This window comes from Ectopseudomonas toyotomiensis, from assembly GCF_900115695.1.
Lineage (GTDB): Bacteria > Pseudomonadota > Gammaproteobacteria > Pseudomonadales > Pseudomonadaceae > Aquipseudomonas > Aquipseudomonas toyotomiensis.
Genome location: NZ_FOXK01000007.1, coordinates 187,415 through 210,915, shown reverse-complemented (window position 1 = coordinate 210,915; position 23,501 = coordinate 187,415). Strand labels below are relative to the sequence as shown.

General features: G+C 64.2%; 27 protein-coding genes. 13 read left to right on the top strand and 14 right to left on the bottom strand.

The window, feature by feature from the left end:
- Positions 1-7: 7 nt before the first annotated feature.
- Positions 8-814 (top strand): TlpA disulfide reductase family protein, encoded by an 807-nt coding sequence (locus BM186_RS15900; RefSeq protein WP_074916508.1) that lies wholly within the window; start codon positions 8-10, stop codon positions 812-814.
- A 4-nt stretch (positions 815-818) separates the two neighbouring features.
- Here the strand turns inward: BM186_RS15900 and BM186_RS15895 are convergent, their stop codons facing one another.
- Together BM186_RS15895 and BM186_RS15890 are read right to left on the bottom strand one after the other, a co-directional pair.
- Positions 819-1,553 (bottom strand): substrate-binding periplasmic protein, encoded by a 735-nt coding sequence (locus tag BM186_RS15895; RefSeq protein WP_074916506.1) that lies wholly within the window; start codon positions 1,551-1,553, stop codon positions 819-821.
- Positions 1,554-1,649: 96 nt separating this feature from the next.
- Positions 1,650-2,741, bottom strand: a complete 1,092-nt coding sequence (locus tag BM186_RS15890; protein ID WP_074916759.1) for an endonuclease/exonuclease/phosphatase family protein — start codon at positions 2,739-2,741, stop codon at positions 1,650-1,652.
- A gap of 90 nt (positions 2,742-2,831) precedes the next feature.
- Between BM186_RS15890 and BM186_RS15885 the strand changes: the two genes are divergently transcribed.
- From BM186_RS15885 to BM186_RS15875, 3 genes are read left to right on the top strand one after another with little or no spacing between them, the layout of a single operon-like run.
- Complete coding sequence (locus BM186_RS15885; protein WP_072424372.1) at positions 2,832-3,071, top strand: CDGSH iron-sulfur domain-containing protein; 240 nt, start codon at positions 2,832-2,834, stop codon at positions 3,069-3,071.
- Between the two features lie 32 nt (positions 3,072-3,103).
- Positions 3,104-3,949: an SDR family oxidoreductase gene (locus BM186_RS15880; protein ID WP_072424371.1), complete on the top strand. Its 846-nt coding sequence runs from the start codon at positions 3,104-3,106 to the stop codon at positions 3,947-3,949.
- Complete coding sequence (locus tag BM186_RS15875; protein ID WP_074916504.1) at positions 3,949-4,692, top strand: substrate-binding periplasmic protein; 744 nt, start codon at positions 3,949-3,951, stop codon at positions 4,690-4,692. The genes BM186_RS15880 and BM186_RS15875 overlap by 1 nt, the downstream gene beginning before the upstream one ends.
- A 9-nt stretch (positions 4,693-4,701) precedes the next feature.
- Here BM186_RS15875 and BM186_RS15870 read toward each other — a convergent pair whose 3' ends face one another.
- The 3 genes from BM186_RS15870 to BM186_RS15860 all read right to left on the bottom strand — a co-directional run bounded on the left by BM186_RS15870 (position 4,702) and on the right by BM186_RS15860 (position 6,417).
- The gene (locus tag BM186_RS15870; protein ID WP_074916502.1) at positions 4,702-5,139 is read right to left on the bottom strand and encodes a VOC family protein; all 438 of its coding nucleotides are present in this window, start codon (positions 5,137-5,139) and stop codon (positions 4,702-4,704) included.
- A 60-nt stretch (positions 5,140-5,199) separates the two neighbouring features.
- Entirely contained in the window at positions 5,200-5,868 is a 669-nt protein-coding gene (locus BM186_RS15865; RefSeq protein ID WP_074916500.1) for a YciC family protein, read from the bottom strand.
- Between the two features lie 63 nt (positions 5,869-5,931).
- The gene (locus BM186_RS15860) at positions 5,932-6,417 is read right to left on the bottom strand and encodes a YbaK/EbsC family protein (RefSeq protein WP_074916499.1); all 486 of its coding nucleotides are present in this window, start codon (positions 6,415-6,417) and stop codon (positions 5,932-5,934) included.
- Positions 6,418-6,518: 101 nt separating this feature from the next.
- Here BM186_RS15860 and BM186_RS15855 point away from each other — a divergent pair, with 101 nt between their 5' ends.
- The 3 genes from BM186_RS15855 to BM186_RS15845 all read left to right on the top strand — a co-directional run bounded on the left by BM186_RS15855 (position 6,519) and on the right by BM186_RS15845 (position 9,049).
- Positions 6,519-6,998 carry a LabA-like NYN domain-containing protein gene (locus tag BM186_RS15855; RefSeq protein WP_074916497.1) on the top strand — a complete coding sequence of 160 codons (480 nt, stop codon included), beginning with the start codon at positions 6,519-6,521 and terminating at the stop codon, positions 6,996-6,998.
- A 7-nt stretch (positions 6,999-7,005) separates the two neighbouring features.
- Positions 7,006-7,605, top strand: coding sequence for a 3'-5' exonuclease (locus BM186_RS15850; RefSeq protein WP_074916495.1), 600 nt, complete (start codon positions 7,006-7,008; stop codon positions 7,603-7,605).
- Positions 7,606-7,705: 100 nt separating this feature from the next.
- Positions 7,706-9,049, top strand: coding sequence for an RNA helicase RhlE1 (locus BM186_RS15845; RefSeq protein ID WP_074916493.1), 1,344 nt, complete (start codon positions 7,706-7,708; stop codon positions 9,047-9,049).
- A gap of 66 nt (positions 9,050-9,115) precedes the next feature.
- Here the strand turns inward: BM186_RS15845 and BM186_RS15840 are convergent, their stop codons facing one another.
- From BM186_RS15840 to BM186_RS15825, 4 genes are all read right to left on the bottom strand, one after another.
- Positions 9,116-9,481 carry a VOC family protein gene (locus tag BM186_RS15840; protein WP_074916491.1) on the bottom strand — a complete coding sequence of 122 codons (366 nt, stop codon included), beginning with the start codon at positions 9,479-9,481 and terminating at the stop codon, positions 9,116-9,118.
- Between the two features lie 83 nt (positions 9,482-9,564).
- Complete coding sequence (locus BM186_RS15835; protein ID WP_074916489.1) at positions 9,565-10,002, bottom strand: PAS domain-containing protein; 438 nt, start codon at positions 10,000-10,002, stop codon at positions 9,565-9,567.
- A 4-nt stretch (positions 10,003-10,006) separates the two neighbouring features.
- Entirely contained in the window at positions 10,007-11,008 is a 1,002-nt protein-coding gene (locus BM186_RS15830; RefSeq protein WP_074916487.1) for a response regulator, read from the bottom strand.
- Between the two features lie 120 nt (positions 11,009-11,128).
- A complete protein-coding gene (locus BM186_RS15825; protein ID WP_074916485.1) occupies positions 11,129-12,364 on the bottom strand; it encodes a TIGR03862 family flavoprotein in 1,236 nt (411 codons plus the stop codon).
- A 113-nt stretch (positions 12,365-12,477) separates the two neighbouring features.
- Between BM186_RS15825 and BM186_RS15820 the strand changes: the two genes are divergently transcribed.
- Positions 12,478-13,611, top strand: coding sequence for an aminotransferase class V-fold PLP-dependent enzyme (locus BM186_RS15820; RefSeq protein ID WP_074916483.1), 1,134 nt, complete (start codon positions 12,478-12,480; stop codon positions 13,609-13,611).
- 72 nt (positions 13,612-13,683) lie between these two features.
- On the opposite strand, the gene BM186_RS15815 is transcribed toward BM186_RS15820, so the two are convergent.
- The 3 genes from BM186_RS15815 to trhA form a co-directional block, all read right to left on the bottom strand.
- Positions 13,684-14,604 carry a histone deacetylase family protein gene (locus BM186_RS15815; protein WP_074916481.1) on the bottom strand — a complete coding sequence of 307 codons (921 nt, stop codon included), beginning with the start codon at positions 14,602-14,604 and terminating at the stop codon, positions 13,684-13,686.
- 258 nt (positions 14,605-14,862) lie between these two features.
- The gene (locus tag BM186_RS15810) at positions 14,863-15,945 is read right to left on the bottom strand and encodes an L-dopachrome tautomerase-related protein (RefSeq protein ID WP_074916479.1); all 1,083 of its coding nucleotides are present in this window, start codon (positions 15,943-15,945) and stop codon (positions 14,863-14,865) included.
- Between the two features lie 196 nt (positions 15,946-16,141).
- The gene (gene trhA / locus BM186_RS15805; protein ID WP_074916467.1) at positions 16,142-16,759 is read right to left on the bottom strand and encodes a PAQR family membrane homeostasis protein TrhA; all 618 of its coding nucleotides are present in this window, start codon (positions 16,757-16,759) and stop codon (positions 16,142-16,144) included.
- 303 nt (positions 16,760-17,062) lie between these two features.
- Between trhA and BM186_RS15800 the strand changes: the two genes are divergently transcribed.
- The 4 genes from BM186_RS15800 to BM186_RS15785 are packed head-to-tail and all read left to right on the top strand — an operon-like array spanning position 17,063 to position 20,683.
- Positions 17,063-17,623: a GNAT family N-acetyltransferase gene (locus tag BM186_RS15800; RefSeq protein WP_074916465.1), complete on the top strand. Its 561-nt coding sequence runs from the start codon at positions 17,063-17,065 to the stop codon at positions 17,621-17,623.
- The gene (locus BM186_RS15795; RefSeq protein ID WP_074916462.1) at positions 17,620-19,227 is read left to right on the top strand and encodes a SagB/ThcOx family dehydrogenase; all 1,608 of its coding nucleotides are present in this window, start codon (positions 17,620-17,622) and stop codon (positions 19,225-19,227) included. Before BM186_RS15800 ends, BM186_RS15795 begins: the two co-directional genes overlap by 4 nt.
- On the top strand, positions 19,224-20,093 hold the full coding sequence (gene tesB, locus BM186_RS15790) for an acyl-CoA thioesterase II (RefSeq protein WP_017675445.1): 870 nt from the start codon (positions 19,224-19,226) through the stop codon (positions 20,091-20,093). The genes BM186_RS15795 and tesB overlap by 4 nt, the downstream gene beginning before the upstream one ends.
- The gene (locus BM186_RS15785; protein WP_072424355.1) at positions 20,090-20,683 is read left to right on the top strand and encodes an HAD family hydrolase; all 594 of its coding nucleotides are present in this window, start codon (positions 20,090-20,092) and stop codon (positions 20,681-20,683) included. Before tesB ends, BM186_RS15785 begins: the two co-directional genes overlap by 4 nt.
- Positions 20,684-20,694: 11 nt before the next feature.
- On the opposite strand, the gene BM186_RS15780 is transcribed toward BM186_RS15785, so the two are convergent.
- Both BM186_RS15780 and BM186_RS15775 read right to left on the bottom strand, forming a co-directional pair.
- A complete protein-coding gene (locus BM186_RS15780; RefSeq protein WP_074916461.1) occupies positions 20,695-21,789 on the bottom strand; it encodes an alpha/beta hydrolase family protein in 1,095 nt (364 codons plus the stop codon).
- 31 nt (positions 21,790-21,820) lie between these two features.
- Entirely contained in the window at positions 21,821-22,777 is a 957-nt protein-coding gene (locus BM186_RS15775; protein WP_074916459.1) for an SDR family oxidoreductase, read from the bottom strand.
- A 106-nt stretch (positions 22,778-22,883) separates the two neighbouring features.
- Between BM186_RS15775 and BM186_RS15770 the strand changes: the two genes are divergently transcribed.
- Positions 22,884-23,495 (top strand): TetR/AcrR family transcriptional regulator, encoded by a 612-nt coding sequence (locus tag BM186_RS15770; protein WP_072424352.1) that lies wholly within the window; start codon positions 22,884-22,886, stop codon positions 23,493-23,495.
- Positions 23,496-23,501 lie beyond the last annotated feature (6 nt).

Sequence of the window (23,501 nt, the reverse complement as noted above, 5' to 3'; positions counted from 1 at the left end):
GAAGTCGATGCTGACTCTGGACGTCGGGCCCTTGGCCCTTGGTGTTTCCCATGTACTACTGCTCGGCAGCCTGCTGCTGGCCACACTGGTTGGCTGGTTGATCGGTCGTCGCCACGGCTGCAATCCGGAAAGCCAGTTGTTCCGGATGCTGATGCTGGGCTTGCTGGTGGCGCGGCTGGCGTTCGTGCTGGTGTATGCCGAGTATTACCGCGATGAGCCGTGGCGGGTGGTGGATATCCGTGATGGCGGCTTCATCGCCTGGCCGGGTGTGCTCGCGGGACTTGTGCTGGGCGCCTGGTATCTCTGGCGCCAGGCACAATTGCGCTGGCCGTTGGGCGTGGCGATGGGCGTCGGCCTGGCGCTGTGGCTGGGCGGCAACCTGATGTTGCATGCGCTGGAGCAGGGTACGCGACTGCCTGACCTGCAGGTGCGGGATATGCAGGGCAATCCGGTGAACCTGCGTGACTACGCCGGCCAGCCGCTGGTGGTCAACCTGTGGGCCACCTGGTGCCCGCCATGTCGACGTGAGATGCCGGTGCTGATGCAGGCGCAGCAGCGTGAGGCTGCTATCACCATCCTGTTCGTCAACCAGGGGGAAAGTGCTGCGCTGGTGGGTGAGTTCCTCGCCGCGCAGCAACTGAGTCTGGACAATCTGCTGCTCGACGATCAGGTGCAGCTGGGTCAGTTGGTGGGCTCGCGGGCGTTACCCACCACGCTTTTCTACGATGCAGAGGGGCGGCAAGTAGGCAGTCACCTGGGCGAGCTGTCGCATGCCAGCCTGGAGCGAGCGCTGGCTCGATTGCGGGGCGATTGACGCGTCAATACAACCACAGATCCTCGCCGGCATCCTGCAACTGCTGGTACACCCGATCCAGGTCCTCGCGCAGGCGCTCGGCGTCAGGCGCACGTCGCGAATAGATCAGCCGCAGCGGCAGACGCTGTACCTCGACGAAGGGCAGTTCGCCCATGCCCAGTGTGCGTTTGGCCTGTTCGACTGGGGCCTGATAGTCCAGCAGGTAGTCTCCGCGTCGGCGCTGGAGCATTTCCAGGGCCGAGGTGTGGTTGGCGGTACGGTGATGAGTGATATTGCGCGCCGGATCTTCCAGCCATTGATTGACGTCTTGCCAGTAGCTGTAGCCGGTGATCAGGATCACCCCACGATCCTGCAGATCATCCGGAATGCGCGGTGCAGGTGTGTCGTGGCGAAAGTACAGGTTGAGGGTGATCTCCCCCAGCAGATGCTTGCCTTCGAGGGTGTGCTCGACCAGCTCCGGCTTGCCTGAGGCGCCGGCCCAGATATGTATGCTGCCATCGAGCAGACCGCTGTAGAGGCGGGCGCCGGGGTAGGAGCGAAAGTCTGCCTGGTATCCCGCTTCGTCGAGCAGGCGCGCGGCCAGCTCCAGGCCCGAGCCGCTGGGCTGGCCTTGCGCGTCGGTATAGGAATAGGGCGGAAACTCGTAGTAACCCACGTGAACGCGTTGCCTGGCCTCGGCAGCATGAGCGGCGTGTAGCCATAGCAGGGCGATGAATATCAGGCAGAAGCGTCTTGGCATCCGGTTATCGCGGCTCTTCGCCGTCTTTTCGTTGTTATCGAGTGGTGCCTAACGAGCATGGACAAGTCGCGCTGGACTTGTCCAGTTCTGCACGGTTTATTCCTGACTTGGCAGGAAAAAACGACCGATCACCGGTAAATGATCGGAGATCGCCAAGGTATCGCGCTGGCGAACCTGGCTGGCGAGCGGGGTCAGGCGTGGGCTGTAGAACAGGTAGTCGAGGGTGCGATCCGGGCCGCTGGCGGCTGGATCGTTGGGGTAATGGGTGTACCACTGCGCCTGCTGTGCGCCGCTGGCCTGTTGCAGGCTGGGGATCATCGGGTAGCGACGGGCCAGGTCCTGCAATTCGCTGTCGGCGGCGTACCAGCTACGTTGATCCTCCGGCAGATGCTGGAATTGACCGGGTGGCAGCAGGTTGAGGTCGCCGCCCAGCACCCAGGTTTTGTCGCTGGTTTGCAGCTGCTGGAGTAAACCGTCGGTCATCTCTACCTGGCGCTGCATGGTGTCCGCGCCTTGGGCGAAGGCATCGAAATGGGTGTTGATCGCCACCAGTTCGTCGCCACCACGAATCGGCAGGTAGCTGATCAGCAAGGCGCGCTTGAGCTGGAACTGGCGGCTCAGCAGGTCGCTATCGAGCATGGGCAATTGCAGGCGTTCGGCGCGGGCGATCTGGAAGCGACTGAGGGTGCCGAGTTTCATGCCGACGCTGCCGAGGATTCGCGGGTGCGGAACGAAACCAGCCTTCCAGTAGAAGGCCTGGGTGCTGCAGGGGTAAAGGTCGCTCAGGCGTGCCTGCAGCAGGGCCAACTGATCCTGGTAGTCGCTGGCCTTGGCGTTGTCGTGCAGCTCCTGCAGCAGTACGACATCCGGTTGTTCGTCGCGCAGCACGCGCACCACTTCATCCAGGGTGATGGCCAGGTCGGCGCTGCTCGGGCGCTCGTCCGGTCCATCACCGCCGGGCAGGTCGTACCAGAATACATGGCGCTTGCCAGCCAGGTACTGCACGTTCCAGGTCATCACTTTGAGTGCCTGGCCGGGCTGCAGCTGCGCCACCTGCCCGCTGCATGACACGGCTGCTTCTTCATGGGGCAGCGGGCGCCATGTCAGGCTGTACACCAGCGCAATCAGCACAGCGAGCAATGGCAACACAATGAGCAGGAGCAGGCGAAGCGGGCGAGGCAGGGACATGGCGAAACGGGCGGCTATGCTGGAAGGAGGCGAGGATACCTGACTGCGGCCTGTCGGCCCAGGCATGCGCGATCCTGCCGGGAGGTTGCGATGAACCAGCCACTGATCGCCCAGCATGGCCCCTACGCGGTGGATGTGGAGGCCGGGCGGGATTATTTCTGGTGCCGTTGTGGGCACAGCGCCAGCCAGCCATTCTGCGATGGCAGCCACAAGGGCAGTGGACTGACGCCACAGAGGTACCATGCCGAGCGCGCCGAACGGGTATTTTTCTGTGGTTGCAAGCACACAGCCACGCCGCCCTGTTGCGATGGCAGCCATAACAGGTTGTAGTGTCGCCGAGGCCAGGGCAGCGGGAGCAATGCATGTATCGCAAGGTATTCGCCAACAAGGTGTTCGACCGCAAGGTCGTACTCATCACGGGAGGTTGTGCCGGCATCGGTCGCGCCTTGGCGATGCGCCTGGCCCAGGCTGGTGCGCGCCTGGTGATTCTCGATCTGCAGCAGGCAGCGCTGGACAGCCTGGTGCAGCACCTGGCCGATCATCACAACGCCGAGGCTCTTGGGCTGCTCTGCGACGTGGCTGACGCCGAAGCGGTGCAGCGCGCGGTGGCGCTGGCGGTGGAGCGTTTCGGCGGTATCGATGTGTTGGTCAACAATGCCGGGATCACTCATCGCAGCACCTTCGCCGAGACCAGTCTGGACGTGTTCCAGCGGGTCATGGCGGTCAACTATTTCGGCGCGCTCTACTGCACCCAGGCAGCGCTGCCCAGCCTGATTGCCCGCGGCGGACAGATAATCGTGCTCAGCTCACTATCGGGTATCGCGCCGTTGCTCTACCGCAGCGCTTACAACGCCAGCAAGCACGCGCTGCACGGCTTGTTCGAGACGCTGCGCTTTGAGCTCAAGGGCTCGGGCGTGAACGTGATGCTGGTGTGCCCAGGTTTTACCGCGACAGACCTGCGCAAGAACGCTCTGGTCGGTGACGGCTCGGTGGCTGCCCAACCTCCCTTGGCGATGGGCAAGGTGGCTTCGCCGCAGGATGTCGCCGAGGCCATCTATCATGGGGCACTCAAGCGTCGGCGTCTGCTGGTGTTGTCCAACGTCGATTGGCGTGCCCGGGTGCTGGCGCGCTTCTTCCCGAGGCTGTTCGAGCGGGTGTTGCTACCGCGGCTTTCCGGGTTGCGACCACAGCGTTCGGGGCGCAATTGATGCGTCTTTGGCTACTCGCACTGTTGATTCTGACGCCTCTGTGCCGGGCTGGCGAAGGCGAACCCCTACGGGTGATGACCGATCTCTGGCCGCCCTTTCGCATGGAGGATGAGAACGGTCAGTTGCAGGGGCTGGATATCGATCTGCTGGCCGAACTGTCACGGCGCACTGGGCTGCGTTTCGATGTGGAGCGCGCGCCCTGGGCGAGAGGTCTGGCTGCGCTGGAACAGGGCAAGGCCGATCTGATGACCGGGCTGGCCAGGACGGCGGAGCGTGAGCGCTATATTCAGTATCTGGAAGCGCCGTACTACGCCTGCTCGCCGCGTTTCTACGCCAATCCGGCGCTGGCCACGCGCCTGGACAGCTACGAGAAACTTCGCGGGCTGCGCATCGGCCATGTGCTGGAATCGGTGTACTTCCAGCCGTTCGATGGCGATCAGCAGTTGAACAAGGTCGGTGTCAGTAACGAGAGCCAGTTGCTGCAGATGCTCGCACGTGGCCGCATCGACGTACTGGTGGGCACCGACTGCCAGGTCGACTACGCCTTGCTTACCCCCGAACTGGGCGGTCGCATCGTCAAGGCAGCCTACCGTCCCGAGGCGCGCACCGAACTCTATATCGGCTTTTCCCGTCAGCGCCTGGCGCGTCTGCCGCAGCTTGCGGCTGCGCTGGAGACCCTGCTACGCGAGGGCTGGGTAGCGCGAGCGGCACGGCGTTATCAGACGGTGGTGGCGCATCAGTAGCAGGTTGTGTCAGCCATGCTCGTGCGGCTCGACGTACAGCTCGTACATCAGCTCCATATCCCAGTAAGCCGCCTCGATCTTGTGACCGTCGAGGTCCCTGACGAAACAACCGTAGTAGGGCTCGCCATAGTCCGGGCGCGGGCCTGGCTGGCCTTCGTCCTGGCCGCCGGCTGCCAAAGCTGCCTCGTGAAAGGCATGCACCGAGGCCTTGTTCGGGGCGACGAAACCGAAGTGACTGCCGTTGCCGAGAGTCGCCGGCTGACCATTGATTGGCGTCTGCACCCAGAACTCCGGGTACTCGCGGCCGAAGGCCACCGCCCCGGGATGGCGCATGATTTCCCGACAGCCGAGGGTAGCCAGCACCTTGGCGTAGAAGGCACTGGCGGCATCGAAATCGTTGGTGCCGATGGACACGTGGGACAGGATGCTAAGGTTCGTTTCGCTCATGGCGCTCTCCTTACGCAGGCCAAAACTGCAAGCCTAGCAGGTAGTTTTTTCAACAGCCTGCTAGTCACTGTTTTCGCTTTTTGCCGCCTGCTGCGGTTCGAGCAGCATGAACAGGCGGAACAGCACCACGATGGCGAACAGCTGCAGGAAGCCGTTGCCAGTCTGATGCAGCACCCATAGCAGGGTGTCGCTCTGGCTCGGTTGCGTCCACCAGTCGAGCAGCCACAAGGGCACCAGCACGTTGGCCAGGCAGGCAAACACCGGCCAGAAGCGCCCTTCGGTCAACGTGAAGCTGGCCTGCAACGCGCGTAGCGGCGGCTCCTGGCGCAGTACCAGAATCAGTTCGGAGAAGGCCAGGCGCATCATGATCCAGATGCCCGGCACGATGAACAGCGACAGGCCGAGCATGATTGCCAGGGTGCTCAATCCGGTCATCAGGGCGAAGGTCGGCCACAGTTGCAGGCCGGCTGCGAACAGCTGCGCGTTGCCGGGCGTCTGGCCGATGCTGCGTGCATGCAGGAAGAGAATCAGCGGCGCCGCGTACAGCGGGTAGAAGAGAATGCCGAGCAGCACACCATAGGCCGGGTTGGCGTCTTCGCCGAGCTGGGCGGCGAGGATCGTCTGGGCGATGGCTTCGAGCAGCAACAGCGGCAGGGTCAGGCGGGCAATGGCCGCCAGGTTGTGGCTGGAGAAAAACCAGGCATCACGGAGGATGGAAAGAGGGCTCATCGGCAGGTTACCAAGTGTCGGGGCGTGGGCTCTGTAGCCATGCGCCAGGGCAGTCGAATGGGTTCAAGGGTACTCCAGCTGCGCATTGGGTAGCGCGGCGAGCAGACGCGGCAGTTCGCTGCCGGGCACTTCCAGGGTCAGCTCGGGTGGGCCGGGTGAATACTGCAGAAAGTCGCAGGCCAGCACCGCGCGGTCGATCAGCAGGGTGATGTCAGCGTCATGGCCGAACGGACAGGCGCACATCGGTACGCAGCCGGTGTGTTCGATCAGTTCCTCGTCGCTGGCGATGCGCGGGCGGCTGCCCAGCAGCGCTTTGAGCCTGGTCCAGTCGGCGCGAGCGCCTTCGAGGCTGATCAGCATGGCGTAGCGTTCGGCGCCGAAGCGCAGGAACAGGCTCTTGCTCTCCACGCCGCGCAGACCGAAACGCTGGCGCACGGCATGGGCGGTGGGGTAATCCAGTACCGGCTCGTGCTCGACCAGGCGATGGGCGATATCCAGGCGTTGCAGCAGGTCGAGGTTGCGCTGGCACAGCAGTTGTAGAGGCGTCATGGCGGCTAGGATAGGGGCTGTGCCACGCCCGGGCCAGTCCCCGGCCGCATCCGCGGCCCAGCTCTGGCATACTGGCGCCTTCGTCGCCCCGAGGACTCCCGGTGAAGAAGATCGCCGTATTCGCCGATGTGCAGAACCTCTACTACACGGTGCGCCAGGTTTATGGCTGCCATTTCGACTACAGCGTGCTGTGGGCCGAAGTCAGTCGCCGTGGCGTGATCGCCGAGGCCTACGCCTACGCCATCGACCGTGGCGACGCCAAGCAGCAGCAGTTCCAGCAGATCCTGCGCAAGCTGGGCTTTACCGTGAAGCTCAAACCCTACATCCAGCGCAGCGACGGCTCGGCCAAGGGCGACTGGGACGTCGGCATCACCATCGACGTGCTCGACGCGGTTGAGCGCGTCGACGAGATCGTTCTGGCCTCTGGCGATGGTGATTTCGACTTGTTGCTCGAGCGTGTGCGCAGTCGTGGCGTCGAGGCCATCGCTTATGGCGCGCCCGGGCTGACGGCGCAGTCGCTGATTCGCGCCGCCAGCCTGTACGTGCCCATCGAGGGTGAACTTTTGCTCCGTAATCATTGAGGCGTACGTGGAATCCATTGCAGTAATCGATTTCGAAACCACTGGCGTGTCGCCGACCCAGGCGCGCGCCACCGAGATCGGCGTGGCGATCATCGAGGACGGGCGCATCGTCGACCGCTACCAGAGTCTGATGAATAGCGGTGCCTGGGTGCCGCCATTCATCGAGCAGCTCACCGGTATCAGCAACGCCATGCTGCGCAAGGCGCCGCCGTCGGATCAGGTGATGAACGAGGTGGCCGACTTCATCGGCGAAAGGCCGCTGCTGGCGCATAACGCATCCTTCGACCAGAAGTTCTGGGACGCCGAGCTGGCGCGCGTGCGTCGGCGTCGTGCGCAGCCCTTCGCCTGTTCGCTGCTGCTGTCGCGCCGTCTGCTACCGGAGGCGCCAAGCCACAAGCTGGGCAATCTCAACACCTGGGCCGGTCTGCCGGATACCGGCCGCGCTCACCGTGCCCTGGCCGACGCCGAGATGGCAGCGAACCTGACACTGCACCTGTTCGGCCTGCTGCGCGAGCGCCATGGCCGGCACCAGGCCGATCATGCCTTTCTCTGCCAGTTGCAGAACCTCTCTGCCGCCAAGGTGCGTGCGCTATTGGCCGCGGCTTAGCCGTCGTAGCCCGGATTGCATCCGGGCTACAGAGCGGTGCTTTACGGGCACGAACGGGTAAACTACGCGCCAGTTTTCCTACTTCCTTCGGTTACCCTCCATGACCTTCGCCTCCCTCGGTTTGATCGAGCCGCTGCTGCGCACCCTCACCGAACTCGACTACCAGACCCCGACCCCGGTGCAGAGCCAGGCCATTCCCGCCGTGCTCAAGGGGCGCGACCTGATGGCTGCTGCGCAGACCGGCACCGGCAAGACTGCCGGCTTCGCCTTGCCGGTGTTGCAGCGTCTGACTCTGGAAGGGCCGCAGGTGGCGAGCAACAGCGTGCGTGCGCTGGTGCTGACGCCGACCCGCGAACTGGCCGAGCAGGTGCTGCAGAGCTTTTTGAGCTACGGCCAGCACCTGCCCCTGACCAGCTATGCGGTGTACGGCGGCGTCAGCATCAACCCGCAGATGATGAAACTGCGCAAGGGTGTCGACGTGCTGGTGGCCACGCCGGGGCGACTGCTCGACCTGTATCGGCAGAACGCGGTGAAGTTCTCCCAGTTGCAGACCCTGGTGCTGGATGAAGCTGATCGCATGCTCGACCTGGGTTTTGCCCGCGAGCTGGACGAGCTGTTCAGCGCACTGCCGAAAAAGCGCCAGACCCTGCTGTTCTCCGCCACCTTCTCCGATGCTATCCGGCAGATGGCCGGCGAGTTGCTGCGCGACCCGCTGTCGGTGGAAGTCAGCCCACGCAACGCTGCCGCCAAGAGCGTCAAGCAGTGGCTGATTCCGGTAGACAAGAAGCGCAAGAGTGAGCTGTTCCTGCACCTGCTGCAGGAAAAACGCTGGGGCCAGGTGCTGGTGTTTGCCAAGACCCGCAAGGGTGTCGATCAGCTCGAGCAGGAGCTGCTGGCCATGGGCGTGTCAGCCGATTCGATTCATGGCGACAAGCCACAGCCGAGCCGCCTGCGCGCACTGGAGCGCTTCAAGGCTGGCGAGGTGCAGATTCTGGTGGCCACAGACGTGGCCGCGCGTGGCCTGGATATCGATGACCTACCGCTGGTGGTCAACCTCGACCTGCCGATCAACGCCGAAGACTACGTGCACCGTATCGGCCGTACCGGCCGCGCCGGCAGCACGGGCGAGGCGATCTCCCTGGTCTGCGCCGACGAGGTGGATCAGCTGGCGGCGATCGAGAACCTGACCCAGCAATTGATCAAGCGTGTCGATGAGCCGGACTTCATTCCCGATCACCGCGTACCGCTGACTGCGGTCGGTGGCCAGGTACTGAAAAAACCGAAGAAGCCCAAACAGAAGCTGATCCCCGGTGCGGCCAAGCCTGCCGGCAAGGGCAATATTCACCTCGGCCGCTGGTTCGAGGAAGAGGACGCCAAGCCCAAGGCCAAGGCGGTGCGCAAGGTGCCGAGCTTTGGCAGCAAGCCCAAGGGCGGCAAGAAGTAGTTGGAAATCTCTGTTGGCGGGTTGCTCCCGCCCTACGGCACGCTGTGGGAGGGGCTTTAGCCGCGACTAGTCGATGTTCTGGCCGATGCGCCAGAGCACGCCGCTGGGGTCGAACACCATGAACTCGCGCATGCCCCAGGGCTGATCCTGCGGCGCGATCAGTCGCGTGCCGAACCGCTCATCCAGGCGGGCTGCCTGAATCTGCTGCCACCAGGCATCGACTTCTTCCACCAGCAGGTGCATGACGAAGTTCTCCGCCTGTTCCTTCACGTAGAAGTTCTGCAGCAGAAAGGCGCAGTGATCACCATGGTTGAAATAGGCCATCTGTTCGTCCGACCAACCGCGCCTGAAGCCCATGGCCTGGTAGAAATCCATGCTCAGGGCGAAGTCCCGTGCCGGGACGAAGGTTTTCAGTTCAACGCTGCGCAGCATGTAAATTCCTTTTTCGTCAGAGCCCGGATGCAAGTCGGGAGCACCTGCCGCCGGCCCCGGATTGCATCAGGGCTACGGCGTTTTTATCGAACCGGTTGCGCCAGTGCCGCCACGGCTGCAGCGGTCATGTCGTAGATCACCAGGCACACATGCTCCACCGGCTGGCCGGCCAGCGGCAACAGGGTGACGTTCTGGTACATGAAATCGGCCTGGCCGGTGATCGGCTGGTAACTCTTGAAGCGCATCAGGTAGGGGCGTTGCTGCCAGAGGCTGAAGGCACGGGTGCCCAATTGCACCACGCTTTCCACCTTGCGCTCCAGCCAGGGGCGGTCAATGTCCGGGAACAGCTCGAACAACGAACGCCCCTGTACCTGGTCCGGCCCCAGCCCCGAGTGGTTCTCCATGAAGGCGTTCCACACTTCGACGCGGTACTGGCGGTCGAGCACCACCACGCCGACGTCGATGCATTGCACGATGTCGAGCAGCCAGTGAACTTCCTTGATATCGATCTGTGCGGGCATCGCCTCACTCCATCAGGTAGCCGATCTTGTCGGTCAGGCGTTTGATCGAATCTTCGGTGAACAACAACAGCAGGTCGAAGTGGATGGCATGGCCTTCCAGGCTGTAACTGATCTCCACGGCCAGGGTCTTGCGCCAGCGCTGGCGGTTGACCTGGATCAGCTGGTCGAGACTGGCATGCTGGCCGAGCAACTGCGGGTGGCCCTGGGAGAAGCGCAGGTCGAGTTGCTCGGCGACGCCGGCCAGGCAGGCGCCGGTCAGGATGCTGGCCAGGTCCAGCAACATCTCCGAGGTTTGCGCTTCGTTCTCCGGCTGCCAGCCGAGCAGGCGCGCCATGTCGTCCACTTCCGAGTCATGGAACAGCAGCAGCGCCTCTCCGGCGATGGCCTCGCCGATGAAGCCCTGGCAGATGGCGCTAAAGCGCTCGCCGCGTTGGGCGTCGAGGAGGGTCATGTGCAGCTCGCTGACTTCGAAGATATTCACCTGCGGCACCGGCAACTGCACGAATACACCCAGTACCTTGGCCAGCAACGCGGCGGCGCGGCCCATGGCGACGTTGCTTACCTCGCGCAGGGCATCGCGGAAGCTGACCTTGAGTTCCGATAGCGCAGCGGCCTGGGCCTGCGCTGCGGGTGTCGCCTGCGGGTCGAACAGCTTCAGCTCGATCAGCGTCTGGCGCAGGATTTCGGGGTCGGCGGGTTTCTTGATGAAGGCCAGCGCGCCCAGCTCGCGCACGCGGCGCACGGCTTCTTCCTGCACGTCGCCGGACACCACGATGACCTTGCTGCTGAGCCCTTCTGCGCGCAGCGCGGCCAGGGTCTGGTAGCCATCGAGCACCGGCATGGTCAGGTCGAGCAGCATGACATGGCCCAGACCCTGGCGGATCAAGGCCAGCGCCTCCTCGCCGTTGTTGGCTTGGCTAAGGGAAACCGGCCATTCCGGCGGCAGGGCGCGGATCAGTTGCTTGCGCGCCATATTGGAGTCGTCGCAGACCAGCAGCGGGATCACGGCGGGGAATTACCTGTGTGGAGAGCGCTAATTCTGAGCATAGCCTCAGCCCGTACGGCGTCACGACGGTTTCAGTGCTTTTTCAGCCGTCGCGCACTGTACCTGGCGTCGTGATCGCTCCTACGGTTTCAACCAGGCCAGTAAGCCCTGCGCCGCGACCCGCCCGCTGGCGAAGCAGGCGGTGAGCAGGTAGCCGCCAGTGGGGGCTTCCCAGTCGAGCATTTCGCCAGCGCAGAACACGCCGGGCAAGGCTTTGAGCATCAGGCCGTCATCCAATGCCGCGAAGGGGACGCCGCCGGCGGAGCTGATCGCCTCGTCCAGTGGGCGGGTGCGCAACAGGGTGATCGGCAGCGCCTTGATCCACGGCGCCAGGGCGGCTGGGTCGACGAAGGCTTCGGTCGGCGCCAACTCGCGCAGCAGGGCAGCCTTAACGCCGTCCAGCCCGGCCTGGCGATGCAGATGCTTGGCCATCGAGTGCTTGCCGCGCGGTTTGCCCAGCGCCTGCTGCAGCTTGACCAATGGCATCTGCGGCAACAGGTCGAGGTGAACCACGGCCTGGCCGTCGGCCTCGATGGCGCGGCGGATATTGGCGGAAAAGGCGTACACCAGGCTGCCTTCGACACCGCCTGCGGTGAGCACGAACTCGCCGATGCGAGGCGCCTGGCCGGGCAGGCTCAGCGCTACGTTCTTCAGTGGCGCACCGGCGAATTTCTCCCTGAGATACTCGCTCCAGCCGGCCACCTCGAAACCGCAGTTGCTTGGCTTCAGCGCTGCCACTTCGATGCCGCGTGCCTGCAACAGGGGCACCCAGGCACCGTCGGAACCCAGCCGAGCCCAGCTGCCGCCGCCCAGTGCCAGCAGGTAGGCATCGGCGACCAGTGCGCGCTCACCATCCGAGCCAGCGATACGCAGGCTGCCATCCGCGTTCCAGCCGAGCCAGCGGCTGCGCGTGTGGATCGTCACGCCCAGTTCGCGCAGGCGGCGCAGCCAGGCGCGCAGCAGCGGCGCGGCTTTCATGTCGCTGGGGAATACGCGGCCGGAGGTGCCGACGAAGGTATCGATGCCCAGGCCATGGATCCAGGCGCGTAGGGCGTCGGCGTCGAACTCGCGCAGCAGCGCCGCGACTTCGGCCTGGTGCTCGCCGTAGCGGCCGATGAAGGCGTTCTTGGGCTCGGAGTGGGTGATGTTCATGCCGCCCACCCCGGCCAGCAGGAACTTGCGCCCCACCGAGGGCATGGCATCGAACAGCTCCACGCGCACGCCGGCCTGCGCCAGCACCTCGGCAGCCATCAGCCCGGCAGGGCCGCCGCCGATGATGGCGACGTGATGAGCGGTGGTCGGGCTGTCTGTGGTCATGGTGGCGGGGCGGTGAGGGAACGGCTGGGCATTCTACCCGAGTGCTCCCCGGCCTTGTCATTTGCCCAGGGTTGGGGCAGGTTCAGCTCGAACCTTTTCGGCTGGAGCCTGTTATGTCCCAAATCTGCCCCGACATCGATCCCGATGGCCTGCTCGAATATTCGGTGGTCTACACCGACCGCTCGCTGAACCATATGTCGCAGTCGTTCCAGGGCGTGATGCGCGATATCTCTGCCACCCTGAAACAGGTCTACAACGCCCACGCCGTGGCAGTAGTGCCGGGCAGCGGCACCTATGGCATGGAGGCGGTGGCGCGGCAGTTGGCGACCGATCAGAAGTGCCTGGTAATCCGCAACGGCTGGTTCAGCTACCGCTGGACGCAGATCTTCGAGATGGGCCGGATTCCCGCCGAGGCGCGGGTGCTCAAGGCGCGTCCGGTCGCCGAAGGCCATCAGGCTGCGTTCGTCCCGGCGCCGCTGGAGGAGGTGCTGGCCACCATCGCTGCCGAGAAACCGCAGGTGGTGTTCGCCCCGCACGTGGAAACCTCCTCGGGCATGATCCTGCCGGACGACTACCTGCGCGCGGTGAGCGACGCGGTGCACGCGGTCGGCGGCCTGTTCGTGCTCGACTGCATCGCCTCCGGCACGCTGTGGGTGGACATGCAGGCCTGTGGCATCGACGTGCTGATCAGCGCGCCGCAGAAGGGCTGGAGCGCCTCGCCGTGCTGCGCCTTGGTGATGCTGAGCGAGGCGGCGCAGGCGCGTGTCGAGGCGACCCAGAGCAGCAGCTTCGCCTGTGACCTGAAGAAGTGGCTGCAGATCATGCAGGCCTACGAACAGGGCGGCCATGCCTATCACGCCACCATGCCCAGCGACGCCCTGGCGCGTTTTCGCGATGCCATGCTGGAAGCCAAGGCGCTCGGTTTCGACCGTGTACGCCAGCAACAGCAGGAGCTTGGCGACCGGGTGCGTGCGCTGCTGGCAGCGCACGGCTTCAAGAGCGTCGCGGCCGAGGGCTTCGAGGCACCGGGCGTGGTGGTCTGCTACACCGATGACGGGCAGATCAAGACTGGCGCCAAGTTCGCCGCCGTCGGTCTGCAGATCGCCGCCGGCGTGCCGCTGCAATGCGACGAACCGGCGGACTTCCAGACCTTCCGTCTGGGCCTGTTCGGCCTGGACAAACTGGGCAATATCGAGCGTACCGTGGCGACCCTGGAGCAGGCGTTGGACAAGGTGCTGGCCGGCTGATCGTCAGGACTGCGTAGGGCGGGTGCAACCCGCCAGTTCATCTGTGGCCGGTTTCACCCGCCTTACGAGGGGCTAGCCCAACCCTCGCGCCGCCCACACCCGGGCCGCGCTGTGATGCAGGATGCCGTGGCGGCGGGCGAGGGCTGCATGGTCCTTGGAGTAGCCGCCGCCAATTACCCCGAGTACTGGGATATCGCGGTCCAGGCAATGCTGCAGCACGGCTTCGTCACGCGCGGCCAGGCCCGCGTCGGTGAGTTGCAGGTAGCCCAGGGCATCGTCCTTGTGCACGTCGACGCCCGCATCGTAGAGCACCAGGTCCGGTTGGTAGATTGGCAGCAGGTAGTTGAGGATGTCGTCTACCACCTTCAGGTAATCCTCGTCGCCCATGCCGCGCGGCAGGGGGATATCCCAGTCGCTCTGCGCCTTGCGTGCCGGGAAGTTCTGCTCGCAATGCAGCGACACGGTAACGGCGTCCGGTTCGTCTTCCAGCAGCCGCGCGGTGCCGTCGCCCTGATGCACGTCGCAGTCGAAAATCAGTACGCGGTGCACGCGGCCCGCTTCGAGCAGATAGCGGGCGATCACCGCCAGGTCGTTGAAAATGCAGAAACCGGAGGGGAAGTCGTAGTGCGCGTGGTGCGTGCCGCCAGCCAGGTGACAGGCCAGGCCGTGACGCAGTGCCAGTTCGGCGGTCAGCAGCGAGCCGCCCACGGCGCGCACGGTACGCCGTGCCAGGGCATCGCTCCAGGGCAGGCCGAGGCGGCGCTGGTCCTCGTATGACAGCTCACCGGCCATGTAGCGGGCGATGTAGTCGGGGCAGTGAACCAGGGAGAGGATCTCCGCTGGGCAGAGTTCGGGACGCTGCAGTTCGGCATCGGTGGTCAGGCCGCTGTCGACCAGATGATCGCGCAGCAGGCGGAATTTCTCCATGGGAAAGCGATGCCCGGTTGGGAAGGGCGGGCTGTAATCCTCATGGTAGACCAGCGGTAGCGGCATACAGGCAGTGCTCATCGAATCGACGCCCTATGGTCGCAGCCAATCGAGGCAATCGCCATGCCCCCTGATCGAAACCTGCTCCGAGCTAAAGCTGAATATCTCCAATGATGTCCACTGCCCACAGTGCCGGCCAGGGCCAGCGCTGTGGAAGTGGCTTGGTGGGTAACGACTCCGGTCTTGTAATCGGTGATCAAACCGATAGGCACAACGATGATCGTTGTCAGAGCACGGATGATGCGGGCCGTGGCTGCGGGGGGCTTATTCTCCCGGCCATACGCGCATCACGCGATAAGGCGGTGTGCCGCTGTCGGCGCCGCCGGTGAAGGCCGGGGTTTTGTATAGCTGATTGACCGAGATATACAGCCAGCCGTCGTGACCCACATGCACGCTGTCCGGCCAGTCCAGTCGGGCGTCGCGTACCAGCGGCTTGAGCACGCCGTCGGTGTCGAGCAGGTCGATGCCATTGTCGTTGAGGTTGGTGAAAAAATGCCGGCCCTTGGCGTCGGTGCCGGCGCCGTCGGAAACCGGCTTGGCACCGACTCGCTGGATGGCCGCCGCGATCTGCTCGTCGCTGGCGCCGTCACGCAGCAGCTTACTGGGCAACGAGTACCAGGTCTTGCCGTTCATGGCGCCGAAGAACAGGGTGGCATGGTCGGCCGACAGGGTGATCGGATTGACCGCCACGTTGGCAGGCTTGCCCTGGAACTGAATCGGCACGCCGCCGATGACCATCCTGGCGTCGGGTTCTGCCTGCAACGCGGCATGACCGCTGAAGCGCCGTGTCTTGCCGCTGCTGATCTCTACGGCGATCAGGCCGGGGTTGGCAATGTCCGCCAGGTAGATCCAGCCCTCTTTGTCGTCGACGGCCAGGTCCTGGATAAAGCTGCCTTTGGGCGCGATATCGGAAGGCAGCTCGATGCGATACAGCTCATCGCCAGTCGCAACATCGAAGCCCCACAGACGGGATTTGCCCAGGTTCAGGCCCATGTCGGTTATCCACAGGCGGTTCTTGCCATCGATGGCGATGCCCAGCGGTGTATCGATCTGCGCATCGTTGGCGGAGGCGGTGCCGCGTTGCAACTTGCCGGTGGGCCAGGGTTTGTAGCTGTCGCGGCCGGTGATTTCGATCAGTTGAGCGGCAGCGGGCGCGCCGAAGGGATGGACCGTGGCAAACACCCGGTTGTCCGCGCTGGGGGCGACGTTGCCGGGGCGGATCGGCAGTTCGGCGACCACTTCCAGGTCGCCGACCTTGGCAGCAAGGGCCGGGTTGAAAAATGGTATGGAAAGAGCCAGCAGTGTGGCGCTGGCCGCACGGCGGATGGGGCGAGAAAGAGACGTCATTGCAGGTTTCCTGTTGTGCACTGGGAAGGGCGAATGCGCTATACAAGCGTTATCCGCCGTTGCGGCTGCCTCGGTGATCAATAGCGGAGAACATTCACCCTGAGGCCGGCAGGCAGTGAGGCTCAGTTTGGCTTTATCAGCAAAGGCGAAAAAGACTGGCCATGTTGAACGTCTTTCAATCGGCGCAAGAAAATCGTTACAGCACGTAGAACAGGATCGCCACGAAGTGCAGCAGGCTGCCGGCCATGACGAACAGGTGCCAGATGCCATGCCAATGGCGAAAGCGGCTGTCGTAGGCGAAGAAGATGATGCCTACGGTGTAGAGCACACCACCAGCCGCCAGCCATTTGAAACCGGTCATACCCAGGGCGGCGATCAAGGGCTTTACCGCCACCAGCACGATCCAACCCATCACCGCGTAGATGATCAACGACAGCACGCGTGCTTCGGAGCGGGGTTTGATTTCCTGCAGCATGCCGATCAGCGCAAGGCTCCATACGATACCGAACAAGGTCCAGCCCCAGGGGCCGCGCAGGGTTACCAGGCAGAACGGGGTGTAACTGCCGGCAATCAGCAGGTAGATCGACAGGTGATCGAGTTTTTGCATCACCCGTTTCGCCGGGCCGCGCATGCTGTGGTAGAGGGTGGAGATGCTGTACAGCAATATCAGGGTGACGCCGTAGATGGCCACGGCGACGATTTTCCAGACGTCGCCCGTGGAGCTGGCCAGCGCCAATAGCCATATTGCACCGATGGCCGCCAGAACGGCGCCGATCAGGTGGCTCCAGGCGTTGAATTTTTCTCCGTGGTACATGCTATCTGTCGTCGTCCGTTACGCCTGGCCTTGCCAGACCTTTTCTGTGCGGGTTCTCGTATGACAGTTCGCCAGCCATGTAGCAAGCGATGTAGTCGAAGGGCGAGGGCCTCCGCTGGAGATTATTTGGGATGATGCAGTTCGGCATCGGTACTCAGGCCGCGGTCGACCAGGTGATCACGCAGCAGGCGGAATTTCTCCATGGGGAAGGATGCCTGGCCGCGAAGGGCAGGCTGTAAGCGGCATACAATAGGTGCTCATCGAGTCGACGCCATATGGTCGCAGCCAATCGAGACAATCGCCATGCCCCTGATCGAAACCTCCACCGAGCGCCTCTTGCTGCGTGCCTGGCGCGACAGTGACCTGCCGGCGCTGGCCGCACTCAATGCCGATGTCGAGGTGATGCGTCATTTTCCCGCGCCTATGGACGCCGAGCAGAGCGCACAACTGCTGGCGCGCATCCGGGCGCATTTCGATGAGCACGGCTTTGGCTTCTGGGCGCTGGAGCGGCGCGACACTGGCGAGCTGATCGGTGTCACCGGCCTGGCACAGGTCGGCTTCGATGCGCCGTTCGTACCGGCTGTGGAGATCGGCTGGCGTCTGGCGCGGGCGCACTGGCGCCAGGGTTATGCCGGTGAGGCGGCGCGCGCGTCACTGGCGGTGGCCTTCGAGCAGCTTGGGTTGGACGAGGTATTGAGTTTCACCGTGCCGGCCAACCTGCCGTCGCAGGCGGTGATGCGTAGCATCGGTATGCAGCGCGACGAGAGCGGCGATTTTCTCCATCCGCGCGTGCCGTCCGGTCATCCCTTGCAGCCGCACGTGCTCTACCGCATAAGCCGCGAGCAGTGGGAGGCGCAGCGATGACGGACGTGCTCGCCTATCACCAGCTCAGCAAACACGCCCCCGAGCGCTTCGCACCGGGACCGGGGCAGTTGGATTGGGCGACTCAGCCGGCACCGTTTCGTCGCTACAACGGTGCCCGGCTGATCGAGCTGTACCACCGCCCGCTGGAAGAGGGGCCGGCCTACGATGTTGCATTCGTCGGGCCGCAGACGCCGCCCGCACCACTGAATCGAGCCAGCGTCTCGCAACTGCTGTACGACAGCCTGGCCATTTCCGCCTGGAAGGAGGCTGGCGGCAGCCGCTGGGCGCTGCGGGTCAACCCGTCGTCCGGCAACCTGCACCCGACCGAGGCTTATCTGCTGTTGCCGCCGGGTGTCGTGGCTGAAGCCGCTGTGCTCGCTCACTACGCACCGGATATCCATGCCCTGGAGATACGTAGCGAGCTGCCGCCGCCGCTTGGCCGGCAGCTTGCCGATTGCCTGCCGCCGGGCGGCTTTCTCCTCGGCCTGAGCAGCATTGCCTGGCGCGAAGCCTGGAAGTACGGCGAGCGAGCCTACCGCTATTGCCAGCACGACCTGGGGCATGCCCTGGCGGCGCTGGCCATCGCCGCCAGCGTGCAGGGCTGGCAGGTGCGCATGCTGCACGGCGTGGCCGAGGCGCGTCTGGACGGACTGCTGGGACTGGACGGAGACGACTTTCACGAAGCCGAACACGGCGACTGCCTGCTGTGGATCGGTCCGGCGCAGACGATGGAATTCGCGCTGCCCGAGGCCCTGCTGACAGCGTTGGCACAGCTTGAGCGTAGTGGTGCGCCCAATCGCCTGTCCCGTGAGTATCGCCATTGGCCCGAGTTGCAGCGCATACATGGGCTATGCCGTGCGCCGGCACGTCCTCGCTCCGTCTGGAGCGTAGATGCTGCTGGTGTTCGCAATGACAACCCCGGCCTGCCCTTGAGGCCGATCCTGCATCGTCGGCGTAGCGCGCAGGCCATGGACGGTCGCAGCGGCATCCAGGCTGCACTGCTGCTGGCCTGGCTGCACCGCCTTATGCCGCAGCAGTCACCGGTGCCCTTTGCCGTGAGCGGTGAGCGGAGCGAGATCGACCTGCTGCTGTTCGTCCATCGCGTGCAGGGTCTGCAACCTGGCCTGTACTGGCTGGATCGCACGGGCAGCGGTGTGCAGCCGTTACGCGAGGATTACCTGTGGCAGCGGGTGGACGAGGAGCTGCCGCTGTATCGTCTGCTCGAAGGCGACGCCCGTGGCCTGGCGGGGTTCCTCAGTTGTGGCCAGGACATCGCCGCTGACGGCTGTGTAGCCTTGGCCATGCTGGCGCGGGTGGAGCGCGCCGTGACGGATGGTGCCTGGCGTTATCCACGGCTCTACTGGGAATGTGGCCAGATTGGTCAGGTGCTCTATTTGGAAGCCGAGGCGGCCGGGCTTTCGGGTACTGGCATCGGTTGTTATTTCGACGACGCTTTGCGGGAATTGCTCGGCGATGCCGACAGCGGCTGGCAAAGTCTTTACCATTTCACCCTTGGCCGCGCTGTATGGGATGAACGCCTGACGTCCCTGCCGGCCTATTCCCAACCGCGATTACCAACCCCTGCACAAGGAGAGACTCCATGACCCAGGTACTCGACGATCTGGTCGCGCTGCTGAGCCTGGAACAGATCGAGGAAAACCTGTTCCGTGGCCGCAGCCAGGATCTCGGTTTTCGCCAGCTGTTCGGCGGCCAGGTGCTTGGCCAATGCATTTCCGCTGCCAGCCAGACGGTCGAGGAGGCGCGCCACGTGCACTCCATGCACGGTTACTTCCTGCGCCCGGGCGATGCCAGCCTGCCGGTGGTCTATCAGGTCGAGCGCACCCGCGATGGTGGCAGCTTCAGCACCCGCCGCGTGGTGGCGGTGCAGAAGGGCCAGCCGATCTTCTTCTGCAGTGCGTCCTTCCAGTACGACGAGGAAGGCTTTCATCACCAGAACCAGATGCCGGACGTTCCCGGCCCCGAGGGCCTGAAGTCGGAAACCGAACTGGCGCGCATGGTGGCGCCGATGATTCCCGAGCGCATGCGTGAGCGCTTGATCAGCGACAAGCCGATCGAGATCCGCCCGGTCACTCTGATCAACCCCTTTGCCCCGCAGCCCTGCGAACCGGTCAAGTACGTGTGGTTCCGCGCCGCCGGCGAGCTGCCGGACGACCCGCAGCTGCACAAGTACCTGTTGGCCTATGCCAGCGACTTCAACCTGCTGACCACCTCGATGCAGCCGCATGGTGTGTCGGTGTTCCAGAAGTTCATGCAGGTGGCCAGCCTCGACCATTCGCTGTGGTTCCACCGCAACCTGCGCATGGACGACTGGCTGCTATACGCCATGGACAGCCCCTGGGCCGGCAACGCCCGCGGCTTCTCCCGCGCCAGCATCTACAATCGCCAGGGCGAACTGGTGGCCTCGGCAGCCCAGGAAGGTCTGACGCGCGTGCGTGAGGACTGGAAGTGAGAACACTGCGCGAAGCACGTCACTGGGTGTTCGACATGGATGGCACCCTGACCCTGGCCGTGCATGATTTCCCGGCGATCAAGCGGGCGCTGGGCATTCCCCAGGAGGATGACATCCTTCATCACCTGGCGGCGCTACCGGCAGAAGAGGCCGCGGCCAAGCATGCCTGGCTGCTCGAGCACGAGCGCGAACTGGCGGTGGCCTCGCGCCCGGCGCCGGGTGCCATCGAGCTGGTGCGCACCCTGTGCGAGCGCGGCTGCCAGCTCGGCATCCTCACGCGCAATGCTCACTCGCTGGCGTTGCTGACGTTGCAGGCCATCGGCCTGGATGACTGCTTTGCCAGGGCGGATATTCTTGGCCGCGACGAGGCTCCACCCAAACCGCATCCGGGTGGGCTGCTGCACCTCGCCGAGCGCTGGAGCGTTACGCCGCGTGAGCTGGTAATGGTCGGCGACTACCGCTTCGACCTGGAGTGCGCCCAGGCCGCCGGTGCGCGCAGCGTGCTGGTCAACCTGCCGGACAACCCCTGGCCGGAGCTGACCGGGCTGCACGCGCAGGATTGCGCGCAGCTGTTGGCGGGGTTGGGCTGAGCGGCGAGGTCTCAGTTATTGACGGCGTGTTGTCGGCTTGTGACTGATGCGGTGTCCATGCCCCGAGCCTGAGCGAGGATGGGTTGCCAGTCGCTGCGCCACTGCGTCAGTGCCGCGCCATCGCCGCGAAATACCAGGTCGAGAAAAGCCAGGCTCAGGTCGGCCGTGGCTGCCTTGGTCTTGGCGTTGAGCGAGGGGCCGCCGGTGAACGAGCGATCGGTGAAGATGCTGTGGGAGCCATCGCGAAATACCGCCAGCAATTTGGTCGGGTTGGCCACCGCATCGTAGATTGCCAGGCGGTCATCCGCGCCAGAGCGATAACCCGGAATCTGGATCACGTCATCGGTGGCGGTCACATGCAGGGTCGGTACCGAAACCTGACCGAGCACCGCTGCCAGGTTGTTTTCACCATAGAACGGCGGGGCCGAGATGATCACCGCGGCGGCAAAGCGAGGATCGCGGTAGCTGATGACCTGGCCATCCCTGACCACCTGTGCTCCTGCAGTGAGCAGCGCCGTGTTGGCGCCGTAGGAGTGTCCGGCGATGACGATACGTTGTGGGTCGACCGCAGCGCCCATCTTCCCTGTCGCAGCGGAAAGCATCTGGTCGAGAGCGAAGCTCACATCGCTGGCACGGGCCATCGCTTCGCTCTCCTGGGCGGCATCGTGCAGGCGCTCCACCACGGCGAACGGGTTACCCCGCCACAGCGCAGAATCACTGCCGACATGCTGCACGTGCAGGCTGGCGACGCCGTGGCTCGACCAGTGCTTGCCGAGGTAGCTGTAGCCTTTGCGTGAGCCGCCGATGCCATGGGAGAACACCACCAGCGGCACGCTGGCGCCTGGCTGCACGTTGGCCGGCCAGTAAAGGCGTACCGGAACGGCGCGCGAGCGGGTCTGATCGAGCCAGTCGAAATCGCTGATTTCGTAGGCCGACTCCTCTGCTTCGGTGGTATTGGCCGTGGCCGTATTCGATACGGCCAGCATGGCCAGCAATGCGCTTGCCAGCATCTTCCAGCCTCTGCGTCGTGGTTGTGCGACGAAGTCGGCGGAGTCGGTAAGGTCAAGGTCGTCGCTGCTGGCTTGGTATTTCAGAGTCGAGTTCATCGTGGTGCGGATTCCCTGGCGGCTGTTCAGGCTATGGAAAGAGTTGGTAGGGCTTGGTGACCCGCAAAGGCGCGGCGGGAAATGACATGCCGGTGAGGCGTTCGGATTCGTTCCACAGGCGTCTGGCCATACCCAGGTCCATTGCCTGCAGAGGCGTTCTGGCGAGAACGGGATAGCCGCGGGTTTCGCTCAGCCTGTTCGGGCCGTAGTAGGCGCCGCCCTGGGCTTGCGGGGCGGTAGCGGCGAACAGCGTCGGCAGCGCGCCCTGAGCCGCTGGCTGGAACAGGAACCAGAGCAGGCGCCGGGCACTGCCGGCCGCGCTCCACTTGCCGGCGCCATTGGGCAGCAGTTCGGTACGTGACACACCCGGATGCGCCGCGATACTGCGGATACCCCAGCCAGCCGCGTTGCTGCGGCGTTGCAGCTCCATGGCGAACATCAGGCAGGCCAGTTTGGATTGGCTGTAGGCGACCATAGGCTTGTAGTCACGGGTGGATTGCAGGTCGCTCAGGTCGATGGCGCCTTGCCTGGCAGCGATGCTCGAGAGGCTGACAACGCGCGGCTGATCGCCCTTGCGCAGCAGCGGCAACAGTTGGGCGGTCAGGGCGAAGTGACCGAGGTGGTTGGTGCCGAATTGCAGTTCGAAGCCGTCGGCCGTCTCCTGGCGCTGCGGCGGCGTCATCACCCCGGCGTTGTTGATCAGCAGGTCGATGTGGCTATCGGAGTCGCCAAGGCGTTTGGCGAACGCGTCGATGGAGTCGAGGCTGGCCAGGTCCAACTGCTCGAAGCAGACGTCTGAACCCGGATTGAGTTGGCGGATCTGCTCGACGGCAGCCGCGCCACGCGAAGGGTTGCGGCCGGCGAGTATCACCCGCGCTCCCGCTTCGGCCAGGGCTTTTGCGTCTTCGAAGCCGAGCCCACCGGTGCCGGTGATGACGGCGGTGCGACCGTGTAGCGAGGGAATATCGGAAGCGGTCCAGTTGGCCATGATCGTTGCCTTACCTCAGAATGGGGCGCTAATCTGAATGCATAAATAATTGCACTGAGTGCAAGCATTAGTGCACTCAGTGCAATTATCGCAATAGGCTATTGGAATGTCCGAATCTCTCCCTCCCGAGGGCAATGCGCCTGCCGAAGGCCTGCGAGAGCGCAAGCGCCGGGCTACTCGGCAGCGTATCGCCGAAGTCGGGCTGCAGTTGTTTCTCACAAATGGTTACGAAAGCACCACGCTCGACGCGATCGCCGCCGAGGCTGGTATCTCGCGGCGTACCTTCTTTTCCTATTTCAAGTCGAAGGATGACGTCATCCTGTCCTGGCAGGAGGCCGGCTGGGCCAGCATCCATAGCGAGCTGCTGCAGGTGTCGCCGGATATCGCGCCGCTGGACGCCGTGCGCGATGTATTGGTGAGTCATATTTCCCGCTACACCACCGAGCAGATGGCGGCCATCGACCGGCTGATGCGCTCCAGCGAGTCGCTGCTGGCACGCAAGCAGGCGCATTACGCCGAGCAGGAGAGGCAGCTGTTCGCCACGCTCTGTGAGGTATGGCGCCAACCCGAGCGGCGCATGACCCTGCGCGTGGTGGCCATGGCGTCTCTGGGCGCCATGCGCCTGGCGATCCAGACCTGGCAGGAGCAGGTGGGTCAGCCCAAGCCCGTGGCCAGTTATCTCGAAGAAGCGTTCGAGACGCTCAAGTCCGAACTCTGACCGACT